The 22,363-nt window shown below is 57.7% G+C and carries 20 protein-coding genes; 4 read left to right on the plus strand and 16 right to left on the minus strand.

Annotated features, from left to right (window positions below):
- Window positions 1–243: 243 nt before the first annotated feature.
- Window positions 244–660 (plus strand): OsmC family protein, encoded by a 417-nt coding sequence (locus tag EAH78_RS26690; protein ID WP_140670619.1) that lies wholly within the window; start codon window positions 244–246, stop codon window positions 658–660.
- Between the two features lie 61 nt (window positions 661–721).
- On the plus strand, window positions 722–1,582 hold the full coding sequence (locus EAH78_RS26695; protein ID WP_140670621.1) for a pirin family protein: 861 nt from the start codon (window positions 722–724) through the stop codon (window positions 1,580–1,582).
- A 148-nt stretch (window positions 1,583–1,730) separates the two neighbouring features.
- Here the strand turns inward: EAH78_RS26695 and EAH78_RS26700 are convergent, their stop codons facing one another.
- The 4 genes from EAH78_RS26700 to EAH78_RS26715 all read right to left on the minus strand — a co-directional run bounded on the left by EAH78_RS26700 (window position 1,731) and on the right by EAH78_RS26715 (window position 5,438).
- A complete protein-coding gene (locus tag EAH78_RS26700) occupies window positions 1,731–2,459 on the minus strand; it encodes a dienelactone hydrolase family protein (protein ID WP_140670623.1) in 729 nt (242 codons plus the stop codon).
- A 67-nt stretch (window positions 2,460–2,526) separates the two neighbouring features.
- On the minus strand, window positions 2,527–4,431 hold the full coding sequence (gene htpG, locus EAH78_RS26705) for a molecular chaperone HtpG (RefSeq protein WP_140670625.1): 1,905 nt from the start codon (window positions 4,429–4,431) through the stop codon (window positions 2,527–2,529).
- Window positions 4,432–4,512: 81 nt separating this feature from the next.
- Entirely contained in the window at window positions 4,513–4,965 is a 453-nt protein-coding gene (locus EAH78_RS26710; RefSeq protein ID WP_140670627.1) for a PaaI family thioesterase, read from the minus strand.
- Window positions 4,962–5,438 carry a PaaI family thioesterase gene (locus EAH78_RS26715; protein WP_140670629.1) on the minus strand — a complete coding sequence of 159 codons (477 nt, stop codon included), beginning with the start codon at window positions 5,436–5,438 and terminating at the stop codon, window positions 4,962–4,964. The genes EAH78_RS26710 and EAH78_RS26715 overlap by 4 nt, the downstream gene beginning before the upstream one ends.
- A 156-nt stretch (window positions 5,439–5,594) precedes the next feature.
- Between EAH78_RS26715 and EAH78_RS26720 the strand changes: the two genes are divergently transcribed.
- Entirely contained in the window at window positions 5,595–5,828 is a 234-nt protein-coding gene (locus EAH78_RS26720; RefSeq protein WP_123434097.1) for a hypothetical protein, read from the plus strand.
- Between the two features lie 67 nt (window positions 5,829–5,895).
- Here EAH78_RS26720 and EAH78_RS26725 read toward each other — a convergent pair whose 3' ends face one another.
- From EAH78_RS26725 to sdhC, 12 genes are all read right to left on the minus strand, one after another.
- Window positions 5,896–6,297 (minus strand): MAPEG family protein, encoded by a 402-nt coding sequence (locus tag EAH78_RS26725; RefSeq protein WP_140670631.1) that lies wholly within the window; start codon window positions 6,295–6,297, stop codon window positions 5,896–5,898.
- Entirely contained in the window at window positions 6,297–7,034 is a 738-nt protein-coding gene (locus tag EAH78_RS26730) for a DUF599 domain-containing protein (RefSeq protein ID WP_140670633.1), read from the minus strand. Before EAH78_RS26730 ends, EAH78_RS26725 begins: the two co-directional genes overlap by 1 nt.
- Before the next feature lie 300 nt (window positions 7,035–7,334).
- On the minus strand, window positions 7,335–8,648 hold the full coding sequence (gene brnQ / locus EAH78_RS26735; RefSeq protein ID WP_140670635.1) for a branched-chain amino acid transport system II carrier protein: 1,314 nt from the start codon (window positions 8,646–8,648) through the stop codon (window positions 7,335–7,337).
- Between the two features lie 401 nt (window positions 8,649–9,049).
- Entirely contained in the window at window positions 9,050–9,931 is an 882-nt protein-coding gene (sucD, locus tag EAH78_RS26740; protein WP_027922418.1) for a succinate--CoA ligase subunit alpha, read from the minus strand.
- Window positions 9,931–11,097 carry an ADP-forming succinate--CoA ligase subunit beta gene (sucC, locus tag EAH78_RS26745; RefSeq protein ID WP_007898980.1) on the minus strand — a complete coding sequence of 389 codons (1,167 nt, stop codon included), beginning with the start codon at window positions 11,095–11,097 and terminating at the stop codon, window positions 9,931–9,933. The genes sucD and sucC overlap by 1 nt, the downstream gene beginning before the upstream one ends.
- Window positions 11,098–11,293: 196 nt before the next feature.
- On the minus strand, window positions 11,294–12,730 hold the full coding sequence (lpdA, locus tag EAH78_RS26750; RefSeq protein WP_140670637.1) for a dihydrolipoyl dehydrogenase: 1,437 nt from the start codon (window positions 12,728–12,730) through the stop codon (window positions 11,294–11,296).
- Between the two features lie 96 nt (window positions 12,731–12,826).
- The gene (odhB, locus tag EAH78_RS26755; protein ID WP_010456848.1) at window positions 12,827–14,047 is read right to left on the minus strand and encodes a 2-oxoglutarate dehydrogenase complex dihydrolipoyllysine-residue succinyltransferase; all 1,221 of its coding nucleotides are present in this window, start codon (window positions 14,045–14,047) and stop codon (window positions 12,827–12,829) included.
- A gap of 42 nt (window positions 14,048–14,089) precedes the next feature.
- Window positions 14,090–16,921: a 2-oxoglutarate dehydrogenase E1 component gene (locus tag EAH78_RS26760; RefSeq protein WP_140670639.1), complete on the minus strand. Its 2,832-nt coding sequence runs from the start codon at window positions 16,919–16,921 to the stop codon at window positions 14,090–14,092.
- A 261-nt stretch (window positions 16,922–17,182) separates the two neighbouring features.
- Window positions 17,183–17,887 carry a succinate dehydrogenase iron-sulfur subunit gene (locus EAH78_RS26765; protein WP_111450757.1) on the minus strand — a complete coding sequence of 235 codons (705 nt, stop codon included), beginning with the start codon at window positions 17,885–17,887 and terminating at the stop codon, window positions 17,183–17,185.
- An 11-nt stretch (window positions 17,888–17,898) separates the two neighbouring features.
- Window positions 17,899–19,674, minus strand: coding sequence for a succinate dehydrogenase flavoprotein subunit (gene sdhA, locus EAH78_RS26770; protein WP_140670641.1), 1,776 nt, complete (start codon window positions 19,672–19,674; stop codon window positions 17,899–17,901).
- Between the two features lie 3 nt (window positions 19,675–19,677).
- Window positions 19,678–20,046 (minus strand): succinate dehydrogenase, hydrophobic membrane anchor protein, encoded by a 369-nt coding sequence (sdhD, locus tag EAH78_RS26775; RefSeq protein WP_008148589.1) that lies wholly within the window; start codon window positions 20,044–20,046, stop codon window positions 19,678–19,680.
- Window positions 20,040–20,414 carry a succinate dehydrogenase, cytochrome b556 subunit gene (gene sdhC, locus EAH78_RS26780; protein WP_140670644.1) on the minus strand — a complete coding sequence of 125 codons (375 nt, stop codon included), beginning with the start codon at window positions 20,412–20,414 and terminating at the stop codon, window positions 20,040–20,042. The genes sdhD and sdhC overlap by 7 nt, the downstream gene beginning before the upstream one ends.
- Window positions 20,415–20,777: 363 nt before the next feature.
- Here sdhC and gltA point away from each other — a divergent pair, with 363 nt between their 5' ends.
- Window positions 20,778–22,067: a citrate synthase gene (gene gltA / locus EAH78_RS26785; RefSeq protein WP_007945132.1), complete on the plus strand. Its 1,290-nt coding sequence runs from the start codon at window positions 20,778–20,780 to the stop codon at window positions 22,065–22,067.
- Window positions 22,068–22,363 lie beyond the last annotated feature (296 nt).

Raw genomic sequence — 22,363 nt, forward strand, 5'->3', positions numbered from 1 at the left:
GGTTTTCGCACTGGATGGACACCAACCTGCGGCGCGTCATTGTGTGACAGTCGCAGGCAATACCTCGCTTGGACCATAGGCCGCGATTGCCTCATTCGCAACCGCGCACGGCCGGCCGGTAAGCCGGTATCCATTCAGCGAACCGGGAACCCCCGCAAGAAAGTGGAACGCGCCCGCTGAGGAATGCTCTATAACTTCAAGGTCTTTTTGATCGAACGACTTTTCCAGCCTGGGAGGCTTTCCATGACCGTTACCGTCAATACCGTTTCCGCCGAAGGTTTTCGCCACAGTGTTCAAATCGATGAGCACGAGCTGTTTGCCGACGTGCCGACCGCTTCCGGCGGCGAAGGCTCGGCGCCAGAACCCCACGATTATTTCGATGCAGCCTTGGGTGCGTGCAAAGCCTTGACCCTGAAGATGTACGCGAAGAAAAAGGACATCCCGCTGACCGGTGTCACCGTCGAGGTCAAACGCGACAACAGCGAAGAACAGAAAGGCAAATACGCCCTGCACGTCAAACTGACCCTCAAGGGTGTGCTGACCGATGCACAGCGCGACGAATTGCACCGCGTCGCCGACCGCTGCCCGGTTCACAAGCTGATGACCACCACAGACGTCAGCATCGAAACCCACCTGTCCGAAGGCGCGTTCAGCCAATAGCGGCAAGGGCTGCGCAAGCGGGTTATGCTCAACGCATCACCCGCTCAGCCTGGAATGCAGCATGAACTCTCCGCTCGTGATCCGCCCCCGCGCCGAAGATGTCGAAGGCCAGCCGATTCTTCGCCCGTTGCCGTCAGCCCAATGCCGCAGCGTCGGGCCTTTCGTGTTTTTCGACCACATGCTGCAAACCCGGTATCCGGCGGGCAAAGGCATGAACATCCGCCAGCATCCGCATATCGGCCTGTCGACCCTCACCTATCTGTTTGAAGGGCAAATCCAGCACAAGGACAGCCTCGGCTCCGATCAGGTGGTCAATGCCGGTGATGTCAGCTGGATGACCGCCGGCAGTGCGATAGCCCATGTCGAGCGCACACCGCAGGCGTTGAAGGACAGTGGCTTTACGATGCACGGTTTGCAGATCTGGCTGGCATCGCCGAAGGAGCATGAACAAGGCCCGGGGCACTACAGCCATCATCCGGCGAGCACCTTGCCGGTCAGCGATAACCTTGGCGTGAAGATCCGGATGATTGCCGGGTCAGGCTTTTGTCTGGAATCGCCGGTGCCGGTACTTTCTCCTACGTTGTACGCGGAGTTAAGCCTGCAAACGGCGACCACGCTGCTGATCCCTACCGAGCATGAAGAGCGCGCGTTGTATGTCTTGAGCGGCGAAGCGCAGCTGGATGGCGAGTCGCTGGAATTGAATTCGCTGGTGGTGTTGCCTGCGGGGGAAGAAATGACGCTGTTTGCCGAGAGCGACTGTCACGCCGTGTTGTTTGGCGGCGCGCCACTGGACGGGCCACGGCGGATCAACTGGAATTTTGTCGCGAGTGACTCGGCGGTTATCGATGAAGCCCGGCGGCGCTGGGCGGCAGGGGATTGGCCGACGGTGCCGGGGGAAAGTGAGCGGATCGAACTGCCCTGAGATATTTCTCGCCAGCGACTCCGCTTTCGCGAGCAAGCCCGCTCCCACATTTGACCGCGATCTAATGTGGGAGCGGCGGTGCGACGATTCGACTTGCTCGCGAAGAGGCCGGCACTAACAGCAAAAGTGTCAGGGCCAAGAGCAGTGATCAGCCTTTAAACACTTCATCCAGCAAGTTGTGCATCGACGTAAACGCCCGAGCCGCAATCTTCGCGTCGTACATCATCATGCCCGGCACATTGGCATGCGGATCGGTAAAGGAATGCACCGCACCGCCGTAGCTCAGCAATTGCCAGTCCACACCCGCCGCATTCATTTCCGCCTCAAAAGCAGGCAGTTGCTCTTTAGGCACCAACGGATCGGCTGCACCGTGCAGCACCAACACCGAGCCCTTGATGTTTTTGGCATCCGCCGGATTCGGCGAATCCAGTGTGCCGTGGAACGACACTGCCGCTTTCAATGGTACGCCCGTGCGGGCCAGGTCCAGCGCGCAGCAACCACCAAAACAGAAACCGAATGCCGCCAGTTTCGAGGTATCGACCGCTGCTTCGCCCTGGCTTTGCAGCTGTTCAAACGCTGCTTGCAGACGTTTGCGCAACAACGCACGGTCATGCTTCAACGGCATCATCGCCGCGCCCGCCTCGTCGCCATTCTGCGGACGAACTGATTGACCGTACACGTCTGCAATCAGCACCACATAGCCCTTGGACGCCACGGACTTGGCAATCACTTCGGCCCCGGCGCTGACACCCATCCAGTTCGGCGCCATCAGCAAACCCGGGCGCGGGCCTTTATGGTCGACGTCGTACGCCAGGCGGCCTTCATACGGCTGGCCATCAATTTGATATACGACAGAACAAACAGTGATTTGACTCATGACCCACTCCCAGTAACAAACACCAGAATGAAAAAAACCCGCCGAAGCGGGTTTTTTTACAACGCAGTTAAACCGACAGTTCAACCAGCAGCTTATTCAGACGGCGCACATACGCGGCCGGATCCTTCAAGCTGTCACCGGCAGCCAGCGCTGCCTGATCGAAGAGAATGTGCGACAGGTCGCCGAAGCGCTCTTCGCTCTGCTCGTTGTCGAGCTTCTCGATCAGCGGGTGAGCCGGGTTGAATTCAAAGATCGGCTTCGAGTCCGGAACCTTCTGACCGCTGGCTTCGAGGATCTGACGCATTTGCATGCCCAGGTCCTGCTCGCCGATGGCCAGAATCGCCGGGGAGTCGGTCAGACGGTGGGAAACCCGTACTTCAGCCACCGAGTCGCCCAGTGCGGTTTTCAGGCGCTCAACCAGACCTTCTTTGGACTTGGCGACTTCTTCCGCAGCTTTCTTGTCCTCTTCCGAGTCCAGATTGCCCAGGTCCAAGTCACCGCGTGCCACGTCGACAAAGCTCTTGCCGTCGAAGTCGTTGAGGTAGCTCATCAGCCACTCGTCGATACGATCGGTCAGCAGCAGCACTTCGATGCCTTTCTTGCGGAAGACTTCCAGGTGCGGGCTGTTTTTGACTTGTGCGTAGGTTTCACCGGTCAAGTAGTAGATCTTGTCCTGACCTTCCTTGGCGCGAGCCAGGTACTCGGCCAGGCCCACCACTTGCTCGCCTTCATCACCGTTGGTCGATGCGAAACGCAGCAGACCCGCGATTTTCTCTTTGTTGGCGAAATCTTCTGCCGGGCCTTCTTTCATGACCTGACCGAAGTTCTTCCAGAAGCTCTTGTATTGCTCAGGCTCGTTCTTCGCCAGTTTTTCCAGCATGTCCAGAACGCGCTTGGTCAGCGCCGACTTCATCGAATCGATGATCGGGTCTTTCTGCAGGATTTCCCGCGAGACGTTCAGCGACAGGTCGTTGGAATCGACCACGCCTTTGATAAAGCGCAGGTACAGCGGCAGGAACGATTCGGCCTGGTCCATCACGAACACACGCTGGACGTACAGCTTCAGGCCTTTCGGCGCTTCACGCTGGTACAGGTCGAACGGAGCACGGGCCGGCACGTACAGCAGCGAGCTGTATTCGAGCTTGCCTTCGACCTTGTTGTGGCTCCAGCTCAGCGGGTTCTCGAAATCGTGAGCAACGTGCTTGTAGAACTCCTGGTATTCCTCGTCCTTCACTTCAGTGCGAGGACGGGTCCACAGGGCGCTGGCGCGGTTAACGGTTTCCCATTCGGCGGCAGGCTGCTCTTCACCTTCGGCAGCGGCCACTTCTTTTGGCAACTCGATCGGCAGGGCGATGTGGTCGGAGTACTTCTTGATGATGTTGCGCAGACGCCAGCCATCGGCGAACTCGTCTTCACCGGACTTCAGGTGCAGGACGATGCGAGTGCCACGCTCGGCTTTCTCAACGGTGGCGACTTCGAAATCGCCTTCGCCCTTGGACGACCAGTGCACGCCTTCGCTGGCCGAATCACCGGCACGACGGCTGAACACGTCGACTTTGTCGGCGACGATGAAGGCAGAATAGAAACCCACACCGAACTGACCGATCAGGTGCGAATCTTTCTTCTGATCGCCCGACAGGTGTTTCATGAAATCGGCAGTGCCGGATTTGGCGATGGTACCCAGGTGGGTGATCGCTTCTTCACGGTTCATGCCGATGCCGTTGTCTTCGAGGGTGACGGTTTTGGCGTCCTTGTCGAAGCTCACACGGATTTTCAGTTCGGCGCCACCTTCCAGCAACTCAGGCTTGGACAGGGCTTCGAAACGTAATTTGTCGACAGCGTCAGAGGCGTTCGAGATCAATTCGCGAAGGAAAATTTCCTTGTTGGAATACAGCGAATGGATCATGAGGTGCAGCAGTTGCTTCACCTCGGTCTGGAAGCCCAGGGTTTCCTTTTGAGTTTCCACACTCATGGTCATCAAACTCCAATCAGATGGCAGTGGCCGCGACCTGAAGGGTCGGCGGCGGGTTGTCATCAAAGTTGGGGGCTGAGTTCAGGATTTCAAGGGCTCTTCAATTTTGAAATGGCCGCGGGCCGTCGCAATGGGCTCGGCTTCGGTGCTTTGCCAGGCGGTAACGGCCACGTTGGCGACTCGGCGCCCCTGTCGGCACACCTGACATTTGGCCCAGGTATCGCGAAACTGCCCGGCCCGCAGGTAGTCGAGGGAGAAGTCGATGATTTTCGGCACACCCGGAGAACCGGTGCAAATCAGCAGATGCAGCGCCGCCGAGAGCTCCATGAACCCGGCGATCACGCCGCCATGAATTGCCGGCAATAAAGGGTTACCAATGTTGTCCTTGTTGGCCGGCAGGCGGAACAGCAGATCGTCCCCGACCCGCGAACATTCGACGCCGATCAGTTTTGCGTAGGGAATCAGGTGCAACAGCGAGGCATAGTCGCCTTTCTCGTGGGCCTGCTGCAGTTGTTCCTTGAAGAAATCGGTCATTGCGCACCTCCGGCGATGACGCCGCCAAAGCCTTTGGTGCCTTTGATGGCTTTGCCCATGCGCATGAACGTGCCGACAACGTGGGCGATGGGGTGCTCGGGATCATCCTGATAGGCAAAACCACGGGCGAAGATCACGTCAGTGGTGACCCGATAGCATTGGGCGAAGCCGTAGACGTCCTTATGCGGCTCGGCGGCATGCATGTAATCGATGCGCAAATCGAGGGTCGGACAGACTTCGAATTCGGGCAGCACGCACAGGGTCGACATGCCGCACGCGGTGTCCATCAGAGTGGTCAGTGCGCCTCCGTGGATCACGCCAGTTTGCGGGTTGCCAACGATTTGAGGACCGTACGGCAAGATGACCGTTAGTCCGTCATTACTGGCGCTGTGAACCCGCAGCCCGAGGACCTGACAATGACGCAACGCCGACATGAATCGCGTCGCACGCTCAAAAACGGGGTTTTCGGCCATTTCAAAAAACTCTTCTTAATGTTCGATCAAAGTAGCTCGCCTGCGAGCAAAAGTTCCATCGCATCACAAACTTATATATCTGAACGAATTGAGGAACTTAACGCTGAGGGCTGTGCTCGAAAGGCCAGTAGTTATTTCCATAAGGAGAAACACCCCATGCGTAAGACTTTAGCTATTGCCTTGATGTTGACCGCTTCCCTCGGTCTCGCTGCCTGCGATAAAAAATCCGAGGACAAAGCTCAAGATGCTACTAAACATGCTGAGCAAGCTCAGCAAGACATGAACAAAGCTCAGGATAAAGTGAACGACGCTGCGAAAGAAAACGCCGAAGCTGCCAAAGCTCAGGCTGAATCGAACGAAGCCGCCGCAAAAGAAGCACCTAAGAACTAAATCAGTTTTTAGCGTGTTAAAGAAAACCCGCCAAGTGCGGGTTTTCTTTTGCCTGCGATTTGCGTCGTTAGAGCAAAACGGTTCTAAAAGTCGGACTAATCATCAATAACAATGAACAGACGAAACCAATAACCCAGACGAGACTGCGCTGCCAGGGCAAATCGCCCCAGTAACACAGTAAGTAAATAACGCGCGAGATCACAAAAATGATCGCCAGCAAGTCAATCAGCCACCCCGCTGTTTGCGTGGTGTGCGCCATCAACACCCCCACCGCAAACACTATAAAGGCCTCGAAACAGTTCTGGTGCGCGGCCACGGCACGGGCGCCGAAGCCAGTGAGGTGCGCCTGTTGCTCGCGTGGGGCGTGATTGTTGTAACCGCCCTGCTCTTTCATCGCCTTGGCCACCGGCATGCGGGCCACGTAAATCAGTAATGCACTGATAAACACACACCAGAACGGGATACTCATCAAACGGCCTCTCTGTTCGCCTCGGGCAAGGGTGCCTCTGTAGGGGTATAGACCATCACGTCGAGAACGTCGGAATGAAACTCCCGGCGATACAACACCAGCACTACCCCCGCACTCATCAGCATGAACAGCCACGGACTGACGAACCAGGCCAGCATGGTCATGCCGAAATAATAGGAACGCAGGCCGAAGTTGAACTGGTTGGCTGCCATCGAGATGACCCGAGCCGCGCGGGCCGCGAAGGCTTTGCGTTCCTGTTCGGATACATGGCGCTCACCCACCATCGGCGCCGAGCCAATCAGAATCGCCGCGAAGTTGTACTGGCGCATGCACCAGCTGAACGTGAAAAACGCGTAGACAAACACCAGCGCCAGGCACAGCAACTTGATCTCCGACATGCCTTGGGACGCCTGCTGCACCATCGGGATGTCCGCCAGCAACGACACTGCCCTTTCGGAAGCACCGAGCACCGTAAGAATGCCGGCGAGGATAATCAAGGTGCTGGAGGCGAAGAACGAGGCGTTGCGCTCCAGGTTGCCGATCACACTGGCGTCAGCGATGCGGTTGTCGCGCAGCAGCATGCGGCGCATCCAGTCTTCGCGGTAGAGGTGCAACACGCTGGCCAGGCACGCGGTGTCGCGGCCCTTCCATGAGGCATACCGGGTGTAACCGCCCCAGCAGATGACAAACCAGAGCGCGGCGAGGATGTGGATCAGGTTGGCGTGGATGAACGACATGCAGGTCCTTGTGATGTAGGTGCGGAAAACCGAAAACCTGTGGGAGCGGGCTTTTGTGGCGAGGGGGCTTGCCCCCGTTGGACTGCGCAGCAGTCCCCGAAACGCGCAGGGCCGCTGCGCGCCCCAACGGGGGCAAGCCCCCCTCGCCACAAAGGTTCGCCCCCAGAAGTGGGTTTTGCATTGCTTCGACGTTAGCTCAAGGAAAAAGACACTGCCTCACGCCCATAAAAAATGCCCCGTATCGATTGATACGGGGCATTTCTGTTTTGGCCTGCGCCCGCTTGTGGCGGGCGGTCTGGTTTAAGCCAGGGCTTCGGCGCGCTTGCCCAGCAGACGGTCGCAAACCACTGCGACCACCAGGGTCATGACCGACGGCACCAGCCACGCCAGGCCCTGCTCGCTCAGCGGCAGGTGGGACAACTGAGTCGGCATCCAGTCCGCCAGACCTGCGCCCTTGAGCGCGTCGATCATGCCGAAGATGAAAGACACCAGCATCACCGGACCGACGATGCGGCCCTGCTCATGCCAGAAGTCCTTGCAGAAGCTCAGGGCCACCAAGGCGATGCACGGCGGGTAAATCGCCGTCAGTACCGGGATCGAGAACGCAATCAGCTTGGTCAGGCCCAGGTTGGACACAAACAAGGAGAACACCGCCAGGATGATCACCAAGGTCTTGTAGGACAGTGGCAGCACGCGGCTAAAGTATTCGGCGCAGGCGCAGGTCAGGCCGACCGCCGTCACCAGACAGGCCAGGGAGATCAGCACCGCGAGGAAACCGCTGCCCAACGAACCGAAGGTGTGCTGAACGTAGGCGTGCAAGACCGCCGCGCCGTTGGTTGCACCGGCGGCCACTTCATGGCTGCCCGAACCGAGGCGAAACAGGCTGACGTAAACCAGCGCCAGGCCCACGCCGGCAATCAGCCCGGCAATGATCGCGTAACGGGTAATCAGCGCTGGCGACTCGACACCACGCGAGCGGATCGCATTGACGATGACGATGCCGAACACCAGCGCGCCCAGGGTATCCATGGTCAGGTAACCATTGATGAATCCTTGGGAGAACGGTGCCGCTACATATTCAGGTGTGGCCACGCCAATATCACCGGCCGGCAGCATGAACGCGGCAATGCCGAGTGCGGCCAGGGCAATGATCTTCAATGGCGCGAGGAAACGTCCGACGGTGTCCAGCAAACGGCCTGGATACAGCGAGATGAAAAACACCAGCAGGAAATACACCGAGCTGTAGAGGAACAGCGCCAGCGGGCTTTCGCCGGTCAATGGCGCCAGACCGACTTCGAACGATACGGTCGCAGTGCGCGGCGTCGCGAACAGCGGTCCAACGGTGAGGTAACACGCAGCGGCCAGCAGGCCACCGGCGATTTTGCCGATCGGGCTGCTCAACGCATCCATCGTGCCACCGACCTTCGCCAGCGCTACCACAGTGATCACAGGCAAACCGACCGCAGTGATCAGGAAGCCCAGCGCCGCCATCCAGACATTAGGCCCGGACTGCAAACCGACGATAGGCGGGAAGATGATGTTGCCGGCCCCGACAAACAGGGCAAACGTCATAAAACCAAGTGCCAGGATGTCCTGGCCTTTCAACACTTTCATTAAGGAAATACCACACTACTGAATCGGAATTTAGAGAGGGATTTCCCTGTGGGGTGAGGGAAATGCTGTCGGTCCGTATAGGACTGACCCTTTAGCGCGTAGCAGCCTTGTGGGTCGCGGACGCAAAAATGGCGGCTAGCCTAACTAATCTGGCTTGGAAACGCACTGTTAGAGGGCAAACTATCCGATACACGACGTTTCTGTGTCGCGTTTTTGCATGTAAATGGTTGTCGTCTGTAAGTCCGTCTTCGCGAGCAGGCCCGCTCCCACATTAGAATGCGGTCAAATGTGGGAGCGGGCTTGCTCGCGAAGAGGTCCGCAAGATCACCGCGAATCCCGGAAACGACAAAGGCCACCCGAAGGTGGCCTTTGTTTGGTGAAGCGTGAATTAAGCGCGAGGCTTACTTCATCGCCCAACCGGTCAGCTCGGACAAAGCCTTGCCGATGTCTGCCAGCGAACGCACGGTTTTAACGCCTGCGTCTTCCAGGGCAGCAAACTTCTCGTCTGCAGTGCCCTTGCCGCCAGAGATGATTGCGCCAGCATGGCCCATGCGCTTGCCCGCAGGGGCAGTCACACCAGCGATGTAGGAAACAACCGGCTTGGTCACGTGTGCCTTGATGTAGGCAGCCGCTTCTTCTTCAGCCGAACCGCCGATCTCGCCGATCATCACGATCGCTTCGGTCTTCGGGTCTTCCTGGAACAGCTTCAGGATGTCGATGAAGTTCGAACCCGGGATCGGGTCACCGCCGATGCCGACGCAAGTCGACTGACCGAAACCGGCGTCAGTAGTCTGCTTAACAGCTTCGTAGGTCAGGGTGCCGGAACGGGAAACGATACCGACCTTGCCTGGCAAGTGAATGTGACCTGGCATGATGCCGATCTTGCATTCGCCTGGAGTGATCACGCCTGGGCAGTTAGGGCCGATCAGGACTACGCCCAGCTCGTCGCACTTGACCTTGGCATCCAGCATGTCCAGGGTAGGAATGCCTTCAGTGATGCAAACGATCAGCTTGATGCCGCCGAAAGCTGCTTCCAGGATGGAGTCCTTGCAGAAAGGAGCTGGAACGTAGATCACGCTGGCGGTGGCGCCAGTGGCAGCTACAGCGTCTTTCACGGTGTTGAACACTGGCAGACCCAGGTGCTCGGTGCCGCCTTTGCCCGGCGTTACGCCGCCAACCATCTTGGTGCCGTATTCCAGAGCTTGCTGGGTGTGGAAACTACCTTGCGAACCGGTAATACCCTGGCAGATAACTTTGGTGTCTTTATTGATCAGGACGCTCATTATTTGCCCTCCGCAGCTTTAACGACTTGTTGAGCAGCGTCGGTCAGGCTGGTAGCAGCGATGATGTTCAAACCGCTTTCTGCCAGTACTTTAGCGCCCAGCTCAGCGTTGTTGCCTTCAAGGCGAACAACAACCGGGATTTTCACGCCGACTTCTTTCACAGCGCCGATGATGCCTTCGGCAATCATGTCGCAACGAACGATGCCGCCGAAGATGTTGACCAATACTGCAGCGACGTTAGTGTCGGACAGGATGATCTTGAACGCTTCGGTAACGCGTTCTTTGGTAGCACCGCCGCCCACGTCGAGGAAGTTGGCTGGTTTGCCGCCATGCAGGTTGACGATGTCCATGGTACCCATGGCCAGGCCAGCACCGTTGACCATGCAACCGATGTTGCCTTCCAGCGCTACGTAGTTCAGTTCGAACTTGGCAGCGTGCGCTTCGCGCGGATCGTCTTGCGACGGATCGTGGAAAGTCTTCAGCTTAGGCTGACGGTACATGGCGTTGGCGTCGATGTTGATCTTGGCGTCGAGGCAATGCAGATCGCCGTCAGCCTTGATCACCAGCGGGTTCACTTCCAGCAGAGCCAGGTCGTGATCCTTGAACAGCTTGGCCAGACCTACGAAGATCTTGGCGAACTGAGCAACTTGCTTGCCTTCCAGACCCAGCTGGAATGCCAGCTCGCGACCCTGGAATGGCTGAGCGCCAACCAGTGGATCGATAGTGGCTTTCAGGATTTTTTCTGGAGTGTCGTGAGCGATTTTCTCGATGTCCACGCCACCTTCGGTGGAAGCCATGAACACGATACGACGGCTCGAACGGTCAACGACAGCGCCCAGGTACAGCTCTTTAGCGATATCAGTGCACGATTCAACCAGGATCTTGGTGACTGGCTGACCATTGGCGTCAGTCTGGTAAGTCACCAGACGCTTGCCCAGCCACTGCTGTGCGAATGCCTTAGCGTCTTCTTTGCTGCGAACCAGCTTAACGCCGCCCGCTTTACCGCGACCACCAGCGTGAACCTGGGCTTTGACAACCCACTCGGTGCCGCCGATTTTGTCGCAAGCTTCTGCTGCTGCTTCCGGGGTGTCTACTGCGTAACCGGTGGAAACTGGCAGGCCGTATTCAGCGAACAGCTGCTTACCCTGATACTCGTGAAGATTCATGCTTATTACCGTCTTCGTTAGGTACTGCGCATTCGGTGCTGCACTTGTTCAAGTGCCGCACCACCTGTGACTGCTGCTTGCGTAGCCTTTCCGGACAACCGGTGCAGCTACGCAAGACTGCGTCCAGCGGATATTCCGCGGTGAGTCTTGCATGCAAGGCTCACGACGGGCCATACCGCCGTGGTTTCTTATTGTCTTAACGCTTCTTGCGGTTGGCGATGTGAATGGCGCCGCCATTCACTGCCAGAGCAGCTTCGTGCAAGGCTTCAGACAGGGTCGGATGGGAGAAAACCATCATGCCCAGGTCTTCAGCACTGGTGCCGAATTCCATGCCGATCGCGCCTTGCTGAACCAGTTCTGCAGCGCTCGGGCCAATTACGTGGACGCCCAATACGCGGTCAGTCTTGGCATCGGCAATGACTTTGACGAAACCGCCGGTGTCGTTGGCTGCCATGGCACGGCCACTGGCTGCGAACGGGAAGGTGCCAACGTTAACTTCAACGCCTTCAGCCTTCAAGGCCTGCTCGGTTTTACCCACCCACGCGATTTCCGGATGAGTATAAATAACCGAAGGGATCAAATCATAGTTCATCTGGGCTTTGTGGCCCTTGATGCGCTCGACGACCATGATGCCCTCTTCCGAGGCCTTGTGTGCCAGCATCATGCCGCGAACCACGTCGCCGATGGCGTAGACGCCCGGTACGGTGGTGGCGCAGTGATCATCAACGTGCACAAAACCGCGCTCGTCCAGGGTCACGCCGCAATCAGCGGACAGCAGATCAGTGGTCACCGGACGGCGACCAACGGCTACGATCAGCTTGTCGAAAGTAATGTTCTGTTCGCCGTTGGCATCGGTGTAGTTCACAACGACTTCGTCGCCGTTCACTTTGGAACCGGTCACACGAGCGCCCAGCTTGATGTCCAGGCCCTGTTTGGTCAGGGTTTTCAGCGCTTCCTTGGAAACGGCAGCGTCAGCGGCCATCAGGAAGGTATCCAGTGCTTCAAGAACGGTCACTTCTGCACCCAGACGGGACCAGACCGAACCCAGTTCCAGACCGATAACGCCAGCGCCAATCACGCCCAGACGCTTAGGTACGGATTGGAATTCCAGTGCGCCAGTCGAATCGACGATCACATTCTGGTCAACCGGAGCGGGGGGAATGTCGATCGGACGCGAACCTGGAGCCAGAATCACGTTCTCGGCTTCAATGATTTCTACCGAACCGTCAGGCTTGGTGACTTCGACTTTCTTGCCGGCCAGCAGCTTGCCGTGACCCTCGATCGAGGTCACACCGTTGGCTTTGAACAGGGTGGCAACACCCGAGGTCAGGCCTTTGACGATGTTGGCTTTACGGCCAACCATTGCCGCCACGTCCATGGTCACGCCAGCGTGATTGATACCGTGGATCGCGAAGCCTTCTTTGGCTTCCTTGTATTTCCAGGAGCTGTCCAGCAGCGCCTTGGATGGAATGCAGCCGACGTTCAGGCAAGTACCACCAAGGGCCAGCTTGCCCTCTTTGTCGGTGTACTTCTCGATGCAGGCGGTGGTGAGACCCAGCTGAGCTGCTTTGATGGCAGCTACGTAGCCGCCAGGGCCCGCGCCGATTACTACTACGTCAAATTTCTGCGACATTCAAAAAATCCTCTTTTTTGCAAGCTTGAAGCCGCAAGCCTCTAGCCAGACTGCACTTTCGCGCAGACTGGCGCTTGAAACCTGCGGCCGCTTCTATCAGATATCCAGCAACAAACGAGCCGGGTCTTCCAGCAGGTTCTTGATGGTAACCAGGAAGGTCACAGCTTCTTTGCCATCGATCAGACGGTGATCGTAGGACAGAGCCAGGTACATCATCGGACGGATAACGACCTGACCGTTGATCGCCATCGGGCGCTGCAGAATGTTGTGCATGCCCAGGATAGCCGCTTGCGGCGGGTTGACGATCGGGGTCGACATCATCGAACCGAAGGTACCACCGTTGGTGATGGTGAACGTGCCGCCGGTCATTTCGTCCATCGACAGTTTGCCGTCACGGGCTTTCTTGCCAAAGGTTGCGATGCCGCCTTCGATTTCAGCCAGGCTCATCAGTTCGGCGTTACGCAGAACCGGTACCACCAGACCACGGTCGCTGGAAACAGCAACACCAACGTCGGCGTAGCCGTGGTAAACGATGTCAGCACCGTCGATCGACGCGTTGACAGCCGGGAAGCGTTTCAGCGCTTCGGTGGCCGCTTTCACGAAGAACGACATGAAGCCCAGGCGTACGCCGTTGTGGGACTTCTCGAACAGGTCCTTGTACTTCGAACGCAGGGCCATGACTTCGGTCATGTCGACTTCGTTGAAAGTGGTCAGCATCGCCATGTTCGACTGAGCTTCTACCAGGCGCTTGGCCACGGTAGCGCGAACGCGGGTCATCGGAACGCGCTTCTCGATGCGGTCGCCAGCGGCGAACACAGGAGCGGCGGCGGCAGGAGCAGCAGCCTTGGCAGGCGCGGCAGCCGGAGCGGCTTTCTTGGCAGCAACCGCTGCAACCACGTCTTCCTTGGTCACACGACCGCCTTTGCCAGTGCCGGCAACGGAAGCGATGTTGATGCCGTTTTCTTCAGCCAGCTTGCGAGCAGCCGGTGCAGCAACAGGATCGTCTTCGCCTTCAGCGGCTGGAGCAGCAGCTTGTGCAGCGGCCGGAGCAGCAGCGGCAGCCGGGGCAGCAGCAGCGCCGCCCGCTTCGATGGAGCCCAGGACTTCGTCGGACAGAACGGTGTCGCCTTCGTTCTTGACGATAGCGCCCAGTACGCCGTCAGCAGTCGCCAACACTTCCAGCACAACCTTGTCGGTTTCGATGTCGACAATCAGGTCATCACGCTTTACAGCGTCGCCCGGTTTTTTGTGCCAGGTGGCAACGGTGCCATCGGCAACCGATTCCGGGAAGGTGGGGGCTTTGATTTCGATAGCCATTATCTGTGGGTCCTTAAATTCGGTTTCAGGTGCGCGAAGGCGTTAAACAGTAAAGGCGTCTTGCAGCAGTTTTTCCTGCTGCTCAGCGTGCATCGACGCATAACCACAAGCAGGTGCAGCAGAAGCCTCACGGCCCGCGTACTCGAGTACGAGAGACTTGTTGAGATTGCTGATGCTACGACGCAAGTGGTGTTGGCTGCAGTACCAGGCACCCTGGTTCATCGGCTCTTCCTGACACCAAACGGCATGTTTGGCGTTGGTGTAAGGAGCCAGGACTTCTTTCAAGTCGTCCTCAGGGAATGGGTACAGCTGCTCGATACGCACGACGGCGATGTCGTCACGACCTTCAGTACGGCGTTTTTCCAGCAGGTCGTAGTAGACCTTGCCGCTACACAGAACAATGCGCTCGACCTTGGACGGGTCTTGGGCATCGATTTCCGGGATCACGGTCTGGAACGAACCTTCGGCCAGATCTTCCAGGGTCGAAATTGCCAGTTTGTGACGCAGCAGCGACTTCGGAGTCAGAACGATCAATGGCTTGCGCAGCGGGCGAATCACCTGACGACGCAGCAAGTGGTAGATCTGAGCCGGGGTGGTCGGTACGGCTACCTGAATGTTGTGCTCGGCGCACAGTTGCAGGTAACGCTCCAGACGAGCCGAGGAGTGCTCCGGGCCCTGACCTTCATAACCGTGCGGCAGCAGCATGGTCAGACCGCAGAGACGGCCCCACTTGTGCTCGCCACTGGTGATGAACTGGTCGATAACCACCTGGGCACCGTTGGCGAAGTCGCCGAACTGGGCTTCCCAGATCACCAGCGCCTCAGGCGTGGTAGTCGAGTAACCGTATTCGAACGCCAGTACGGCTTCTTCGGACAGGAACGAATCGAACAGGTCGAAACGTGGCTGGCCCTTGTACAGATTTTGCAGCGGGACGTAGGTGCCCGCGTCTTTCTGGTTGTGCAAGACAGCGTGACGGTGCGAGAACGTACCGCGACCGATGTCCTGACCCGTCATGCGAATCGGGTGACCTTCGAACGCCAGGGTCGCGTACGCCATGGTTTCGGCGTAACCCCAGTTGATCGGCAGGCCGCCGGCTTGCATTTTCTGACGGTCTTCGTAGATTTTCGAGACTTGGCGCTGAACCACGAAGCCTTCCGGAATTTCCAGCAGCTTGGCGGACAGTTCCTGCAAGGTTTTCAGGTCGAAGCGAGTGTCGTGACGTGCGGTCCAGGCGTGGCCCAGATACGGACGCCAGTCCACGAACAACTCTTTGTTCGGCTCTTTGACCAGGCTTTTTACAACGTGCAGACCGTTGTCGAGCGCGTTGCGGTATTCGTCGATCTTGGCTTGAACGCGGGCATCGTCAACCACATTGCCCTGGATCAGACGCTCGGCGTACAGCTCACGGGTAGTGCGCTGCTTGGCGATTTGCTGATACATCAGTGGCTGAGTACCACTTGGCTCGTCGGCCTCGTTGTGGCCGCGACGACGGTAGCAGAACATATCGATCACTACGTCACGCTTGAACTGCATGCGGTAATCGATGGCCAGCTGAGTCACGAACAATACGGCTTCCGGATCATCACCATTCACATGGAGGATCGGCGCCTGGATCATTTTCGCAACGTCGGTCGCGTACTCGGTGGAGCGCGAGTCTTCGGGGTTGCTGATAGTGAAACCGACCTGGTTGTTGATCACGATGTGCACAGTGCCGCCGGTCTTGAAACCGCGGGTCTGCGACATCTGGAAAGTTTCCATGACCACACCCTGACCCGCGAAAGCAGCATCACCGTGGATGGAGATCGGCAGAACCTTTTCACCGGTAGGGTCGTTACGACGATCCTGACGGGCGCGAACCGAACCCTCGACCACTGGAGAAACGATTTCCAGGTGGGACGGGTTGAAGGCCATGGCCAGGTGAACTTCACCGCCGGTGGTCATGACGTTGGACGAGAAGCCCTGGTGATATTTAACGTCACCGGAACCCAGCTCGACCTTCTTCTTGCCTTCGAACTCGTCGAACAGCTCGCGCGGGTTCTTGCCGAAGGTGTTGACCAACACGTTCAGACGACCACGGTGGGCCATGCCGATCACGATTTCCTTGGTGCCGTAGGAGCCGGAACGCTGGATCAGCTCGTCGAGCATCGGAATCAGGCTCTCGCCACCTTCCAGGCCGAAACGCTTGGTACCCGGGTATTTGGTGCCCAGGTACTTTTCCAGACCTTCGCCGGCAGTGACGCGCTCGAGCAGGTGGCTCTTGATGTCAGCGGAGTACGTCGGACGGCCACGCACGCTTTCCAGACGCTGCTGGAACCAATGGCGCTGCTCGGAATCGGTGATGTGCGTAAATTCAGCGCCGATGGTGCGGCAATATGTCTGCTGCAACGCTTCGTGAATTTCGCGTAGGCTCGCCTCCTCTTTGCCGATGAACAGGTCGCCGGCACGGAAGGTCGTATCAAGATCGGCATTGGTCAAGCCGTAATGATTGATTGACAGGTCTGCAGGTGCAGGACGCTGCCACAGCCCCAGCGGATCAAGCTGGGCTGCCTGGTGGCCACGCATACGGTAGGCCTGGATCAATCGCAGCACTTCAACTTGCTTCTTCTCGTGCTCACTGCTCACGCTGCCGGCGGAAACCGGTTGTGCGCGGCGCTGGTTCTTTGCCAGCAAGACGAAATGATCGCGAATTGTGGAGTGCGAAACATCGGTGGCAGTGTTGCCGTCAGCCGGCAACTTCTGGAAGTAGGTGCGCCACTCTTCTGGCACAGCGTTAGGGTCGTGCAGGTAGAGCTCGTAGAGCTCTTCCACATAGGCAGCGTTACTACCGGATAGGTAGGCGCTGTTCCACATGCGCTGCATCACGCTTTCTTGCATGCTTGGTCACCCTCGGTTAGGGGAACACCACCGGCGTCGACACCGAGCAAACTTGCAGAAGTCCGAATGCAGCGACCAAAACAAGCCACTTAGGATCACGCTGATAGTCCGGGTACCAGCCCGGATGCCCCTGCTTGTCTCATTTCTTCAAAATAAGAGCCGCAGCTTTATGGGCTGCTGCTCAGGTTAAGACTACGGCGCCGGTTGAAGCCTGCGCCGTAGCATCTTCGGTAAAACGGTCTTGCAGTTACAGCAGCTGAATCACACGCCGCTTTGCAGCAGCATGTTACGTACGTGACCGATGGCCTTAGTCGGGTTCAGGCCTTTCGGACAGACGTTGACGCAGTTCATGATCCCGCGGCAGCGGAATACGCTGAACGGGTCATCCAGCGAAGCCAGACGCTCGGCAGTCTTGGTGTCGCGGCTGTCTGCCAGGAAGCGATACGCTTGCAGCAGAGCAGCTGGACCCAGGAACTTGTCCGGGTTCCACCAGAAGGACGGGCAAGAGGTCGAGCAGCAAGCGCACAGGATGCACTCGTACAGACCATCGAGCTTTTCACGCTCTTCAGGGGACTGCAGACGTTCGATGGCCGGAGCCGGCGTGTCGTTCTGCAGGTATGGCTTCACCTTCTCGTATTGCTTGTAGAAGATGCTCATATCGACGACCAGGTCACGGATAACCGGCAAACCTGGCAGAGGACGAACGATCAGTTTGTTACCTTTTACGACAGCGGACAGCGGCGTGACGCACGCCAGGCCGTTTTTGCCGTTGATGTTCATGCCGTCGGAACCGCAAACACCTTCACGGCAAGAGCGACGATAGGAGAAACCTTCGTCCTGCTCTTTGATCAGGGCCAGCACGTCCAGCACCATCAGGTCTTTACCACCGGTATCGACCGTAAATTCCTGCATGAACGGCGCGGCGTCCTGATCAGGGTTGTAGCGATAAACACTGACTTGCAACATGGCGGCCACCCTTAATAAGTCCGAATCTTAGGTTCAAAAGTCGGAACAGTCTTCGGCGAGAAGTTCACAGCACGCTTGGTCACGCGCTTGTCACCCGGGAAGTACAGGGTGTGGCACAACCAGTTTTCGTCGTCGCGGTCTTCGTAGTCTTCACGGGCGTGAGCGCCGCGGGACTCTTTGCGGATCTCTGCAGCGATGGCGGTGGCTTCGGCCACTTCCAGCAGGTTCTGCAGTTCCAGCGCTTCGATACGAGCGGTGTTGAATGCCTGGCTCTTGTCGTTGATCTTGACGTTGGCGATACGGCCACGCAGGTCAGCGAGCTGGGCGATACCCTTCTGCATGTATTCGCCGGTACGGAACACACCGAAGTAGTTCTGCATGCAGCTTTGCAGTTCTTTACGCAGGGTGGCGACGTCTTCACCTTCGGTACGCGAGTTCAGGCCATCGAGACGAGCCAAGGCTGCGTCGATGTCAGACTGCCGAGGGCGAGCGTAGTCGACGCCTTCTTTCAGGGTCTGCTCAAGGAACAGGCCGGCAGCACGGCCGAATACCACCAGGTCGAGCAGCGAGTTGCCGCCCAGACGGTTGGCACCGTGAACCGATACGCACGCCACTTCGCCTACAGCGAACAGACCAGGAATGATCTGGTCAACGCCTTCGGCGTCCTGAGTGATTGCCTGGCCATGAATGTTGGTCGGCACGCCGCCCATCATATAGTGGCAGGTTGGAACGACCGGGATCGGCGCCACGGCTGGATCGACGTGTGCGAAGGTCTTGGACAGTTCCATGATGCCTGGCAGACGGCTGTGCAGAACTTCTTCACCGAGGTGATCGAGTTTCAGCATTACGTGGTCGCCATCCGGACCGCAACCGTTGCCGGCGATGATTTCTTTAACCATCGAACGGGCAACCACGTCACGACCAGCAAGGTCTTTCGCGTTCGGAGCATAACGCTCCATGAAACGCTCGCCGTGCTTGTTGATCAGGTAACCGCCTTCACCACGGCAGCCTTCAGTCACCAGTACACCGGCGCCGGCGATGCCGGTCGGGTGGAACTGCCACATTTCGATGTCTTGTACCGGCACGCCAGCACGCAGAGCCATGCCGACGCCGTCACCGGTGTTGATCAGGGCATTGGTGGTGGACGAGTAGATACGACCTGCACCGCCAGTCGCCAGAACGGTGGCGTTAGCGCGAACGTAGGAGGTTTCGCCGGTTTCGATGCAGATGACGATCATGCCGACAAAGGCACCGTCTTCGTTCTTCACCAGGTCGACGCCGTAGTATTCGTTGAGGAATACGGTGCCGGCCTTCAGGTTGGCCTGGTACAGGGTGTGCAGCAGCGCGTGACCGGTACGGTCCGCAGCGGCGCATGTACGGGCAGCCTGGCCACCTTTACCGAAGTCTTTCGACTGACCGCCGAACGGACGCTGGTAGATGCGGCCCTGTTCGGTACGGGAGAACGGCAAGCCCATGTGCTCGAGCTCGAACACCGCTTCCGGACCTACGGAACACATGTATTCGATAGCGTCCTGGTCACCGATGTAGTCGGAACCCTTGACGGTATCGTACATGTGCCAGCGCCAGTCATCGTTCGGGTCTGCCGAGGCGATGGCGCAGGTGATGCCACCCTGGGCGGATACAGTGTGCGAACGAGTCGGGAAAACCTTGGTAACTACGGCAGTCTTGTGACCACCTTGCGCCAACTGCAGAGCAGCGCGCATACCAGCACCGCCGCCACCAATGATGATGGCGTCGAACGAAAGCGTATTAACTGTAGTAGACATGAATCAGATACCCCAAAGAATCTGCACACCCCAGACGAAGTAGGCGAACATCGCGACGCCGCATACTGCCTGGAAGAGGAAACGTACTGCAGTCGCGGACTTGCCGAACGCCATTGGCGTCAGGTAGTCGGTCGCGATGGTCCACATGCCGACCCAGGCGTGGGCGCCGAGGGCAACGAGAGCCAGGAGACTGAAAATACGCATCCAGTTGCTTGCGAACAGTTCATGCCATTGGGCGTAGCCGATGCCAGGATGGGCAACGACGTATCCGATCAGGAAAATGAAATAAGCCGCGAGAACGACCGCAGACACACGTTGTGCCATCCAGTCATAGAGGCCCGAACGCGACAGGTTCGTGACGTTAGTTACCATATCCAAACTCCTGCCAGAACGATTACCACCATGGAAACGGCGATAACGATTTTCGAGCCCAGTTTGCCGCCTTCAAGCGACTCGCCGATGCCCATGTCCATGATCAAATGGCGCACACCGGCTACCAGGTGATACAGCAAGGCGGACAGGATTCCCCAAATCACTAGCTTGGCTAGCGGACTGGTCAGACACGCTTTCACCTGGCCGAAACCTTCTTCCGAGCTCAGCGACTTGTCCAATGCGTAAAGCATGATGGCCAGGCTGACAAAGAGAATGATTCCAGAGATCCGGTGAAGAATGGACGTGTAAGCAGTGACTGGGAGTTTGATGGTCCTTAGGTCTAGGTTTACAGGTCGTTGGCTATTCACGGCTTTTTTTCACACTGAAGAGCCCCTAACAATCAGGGCAAAGTTGTTGGGGAGTGCACTGGTCAGGTACCCACCACCCAGGGAGTGCGACCCCCAATAAAGCAGGCCCAAAAGCCCCTGGCGGTCGGAGGCCGAGTATAGACAGTTAGGCTACTAATGACAACGCGTTCACCTTCCCCTAATAGCTGATTGCACAAGTTGGATAAAAGGCGTAAATGGCAGTCAATTTCGAGGAAAAAGTCCGGTTAAAGCCTTCTGGAGCAAGACTTTAGGCAAATTGACATTCGAATTTATCTCACTATAGTGGTGCGGGCCCTGCGTGGGGGGTCTGTCTGATGATTTCAAGCATAAATAGGAGGCCACATGGCTGACAAAAAAGCGCAGTTGATCATCGAGGGCGCAGCCCCCGTCGAGCTGCCCATTTTAACCGGCACCGTTGGTCCCGATGTTATCGATGTTCGGGGCCTGACGGCCACGGGCCGTTTCACCTTTGACCCTGGTTTCATGTCGACAGCTTCCTGCGAGTCGAAGATCACCTATATCGACGGCGACAACGGCATTCTGTTGCACCGCGGTTACCCGATCGAACAGCTGGCTGAAAAGTCGGACTACCTGGAAACCTGCTATCTGCTGCTGAACGGCGAATTGCCGACCGCAGAACAGAAGGCCCAGTTCGTCAGCACCGTCAAGAACCACACCATGGTTCACGAGCAGCTGAAGACCTTCTTCAACGGCTTCCGTCGCGACGCCCACCCGATGGCCGTCATGTGCGGCGTAGTCGGCGCCCTCTCGGCCTTCTACCACGACTCCCTGGACATCAATAACCCGCAGCATCGCGAAATCTCCGCGATCCGCCTGGTTGCCAAGATGCCGACCCTGGCAGCGATGGTTTACAAGTACTCCATGGGCCAACCCATGATGTACCCGCGCAACGACCTGACGTACGCGGAAAACTTCCTGCACATGATGTTCAACACCCCGTGCGAGATCAAACCGATCAGCCCGGTACTCGCCAAGGCCATGGACCGGATCTTCATCCTCCATGCCGACCACGAGCAGAACGCATCGACGTCAACCGTTCGTCTGGCCGGCTCTTCGGGTGCCAACCCGTTCGCCTGTATCGCCGCCGGCATCGCTGCACTGTGGGGCCCTGCCCACGGCGGTGCGAACGAAGCCGTTCTGACCATGCTCGATGAAATTGGCGATGTCTCGAACATCGACAAGTACATCGCCAAGGCCAAGGACAAAAACGATCCGTTCAAACTGATGGGCTTCGGTCACCGGGTTTACAAAAACCGCGACCCACGCGCTACCGTCATGAAGCAGACGTGCGACGAAGTACTGAAAGAACTGGGCATCAAGAACGACAAACAACTCGAACTGGCCATGCGCCTGGAAGAGATCGCCCTGACCGACCCGTACTTTATCGAACGCTCGCTGTACCCGAACGTCGACTTCTACTCGGGGATCATCCTCAAGGCGATCGGCATTCCAACCAGCATGTTCACCGTGATCTTCGCTCTGGCGCGGACCGTGGGCTGGATCTCCCACTGGAAAGAAATGCTCTCCAGCCCGTACAAGATTGGCCGCCCGCGCCAGCTGTACACCGGCTACGAGTCGCGTGACATCACCAAGCTGGAAGACCGCAAATAAGACCTGTCTTGCGATAACGTCTTAAGCTGCACCGGAAACGGCCTCTATTTATATAGAGGCCGTTTTTGTTTGTGCGATGAACCGGAGCGTGGGAACGACCAGTGAGCGGCGGGCTGTTGATCTGGCTTTGGCTTTTGATGTTGATCCTGCTTTTGATCTTTCGCCCCTTCGGCAGGCCGAGCGTAGGTGTTCATCAGGGGATCAGGCGCGTAGCGCCGTTCGGCGAAGCCGAACACATCGAGAGGAGGTCGTAGCGAAGCAGACCGTAGGCGATGTCCCCTGATGGATACCGTAGC

This window comes from Pseudomonas arsenicoxydans (assembly GCF_006438915.1).
Classification (GTDB): Bacteria; Pseudomonadota; Gammaproteobacteria; order Pseudomonadales; family Pseudomonadaceae; genus Aquipseudomonas; species Aquipseudomonas arsenicoxydans_A.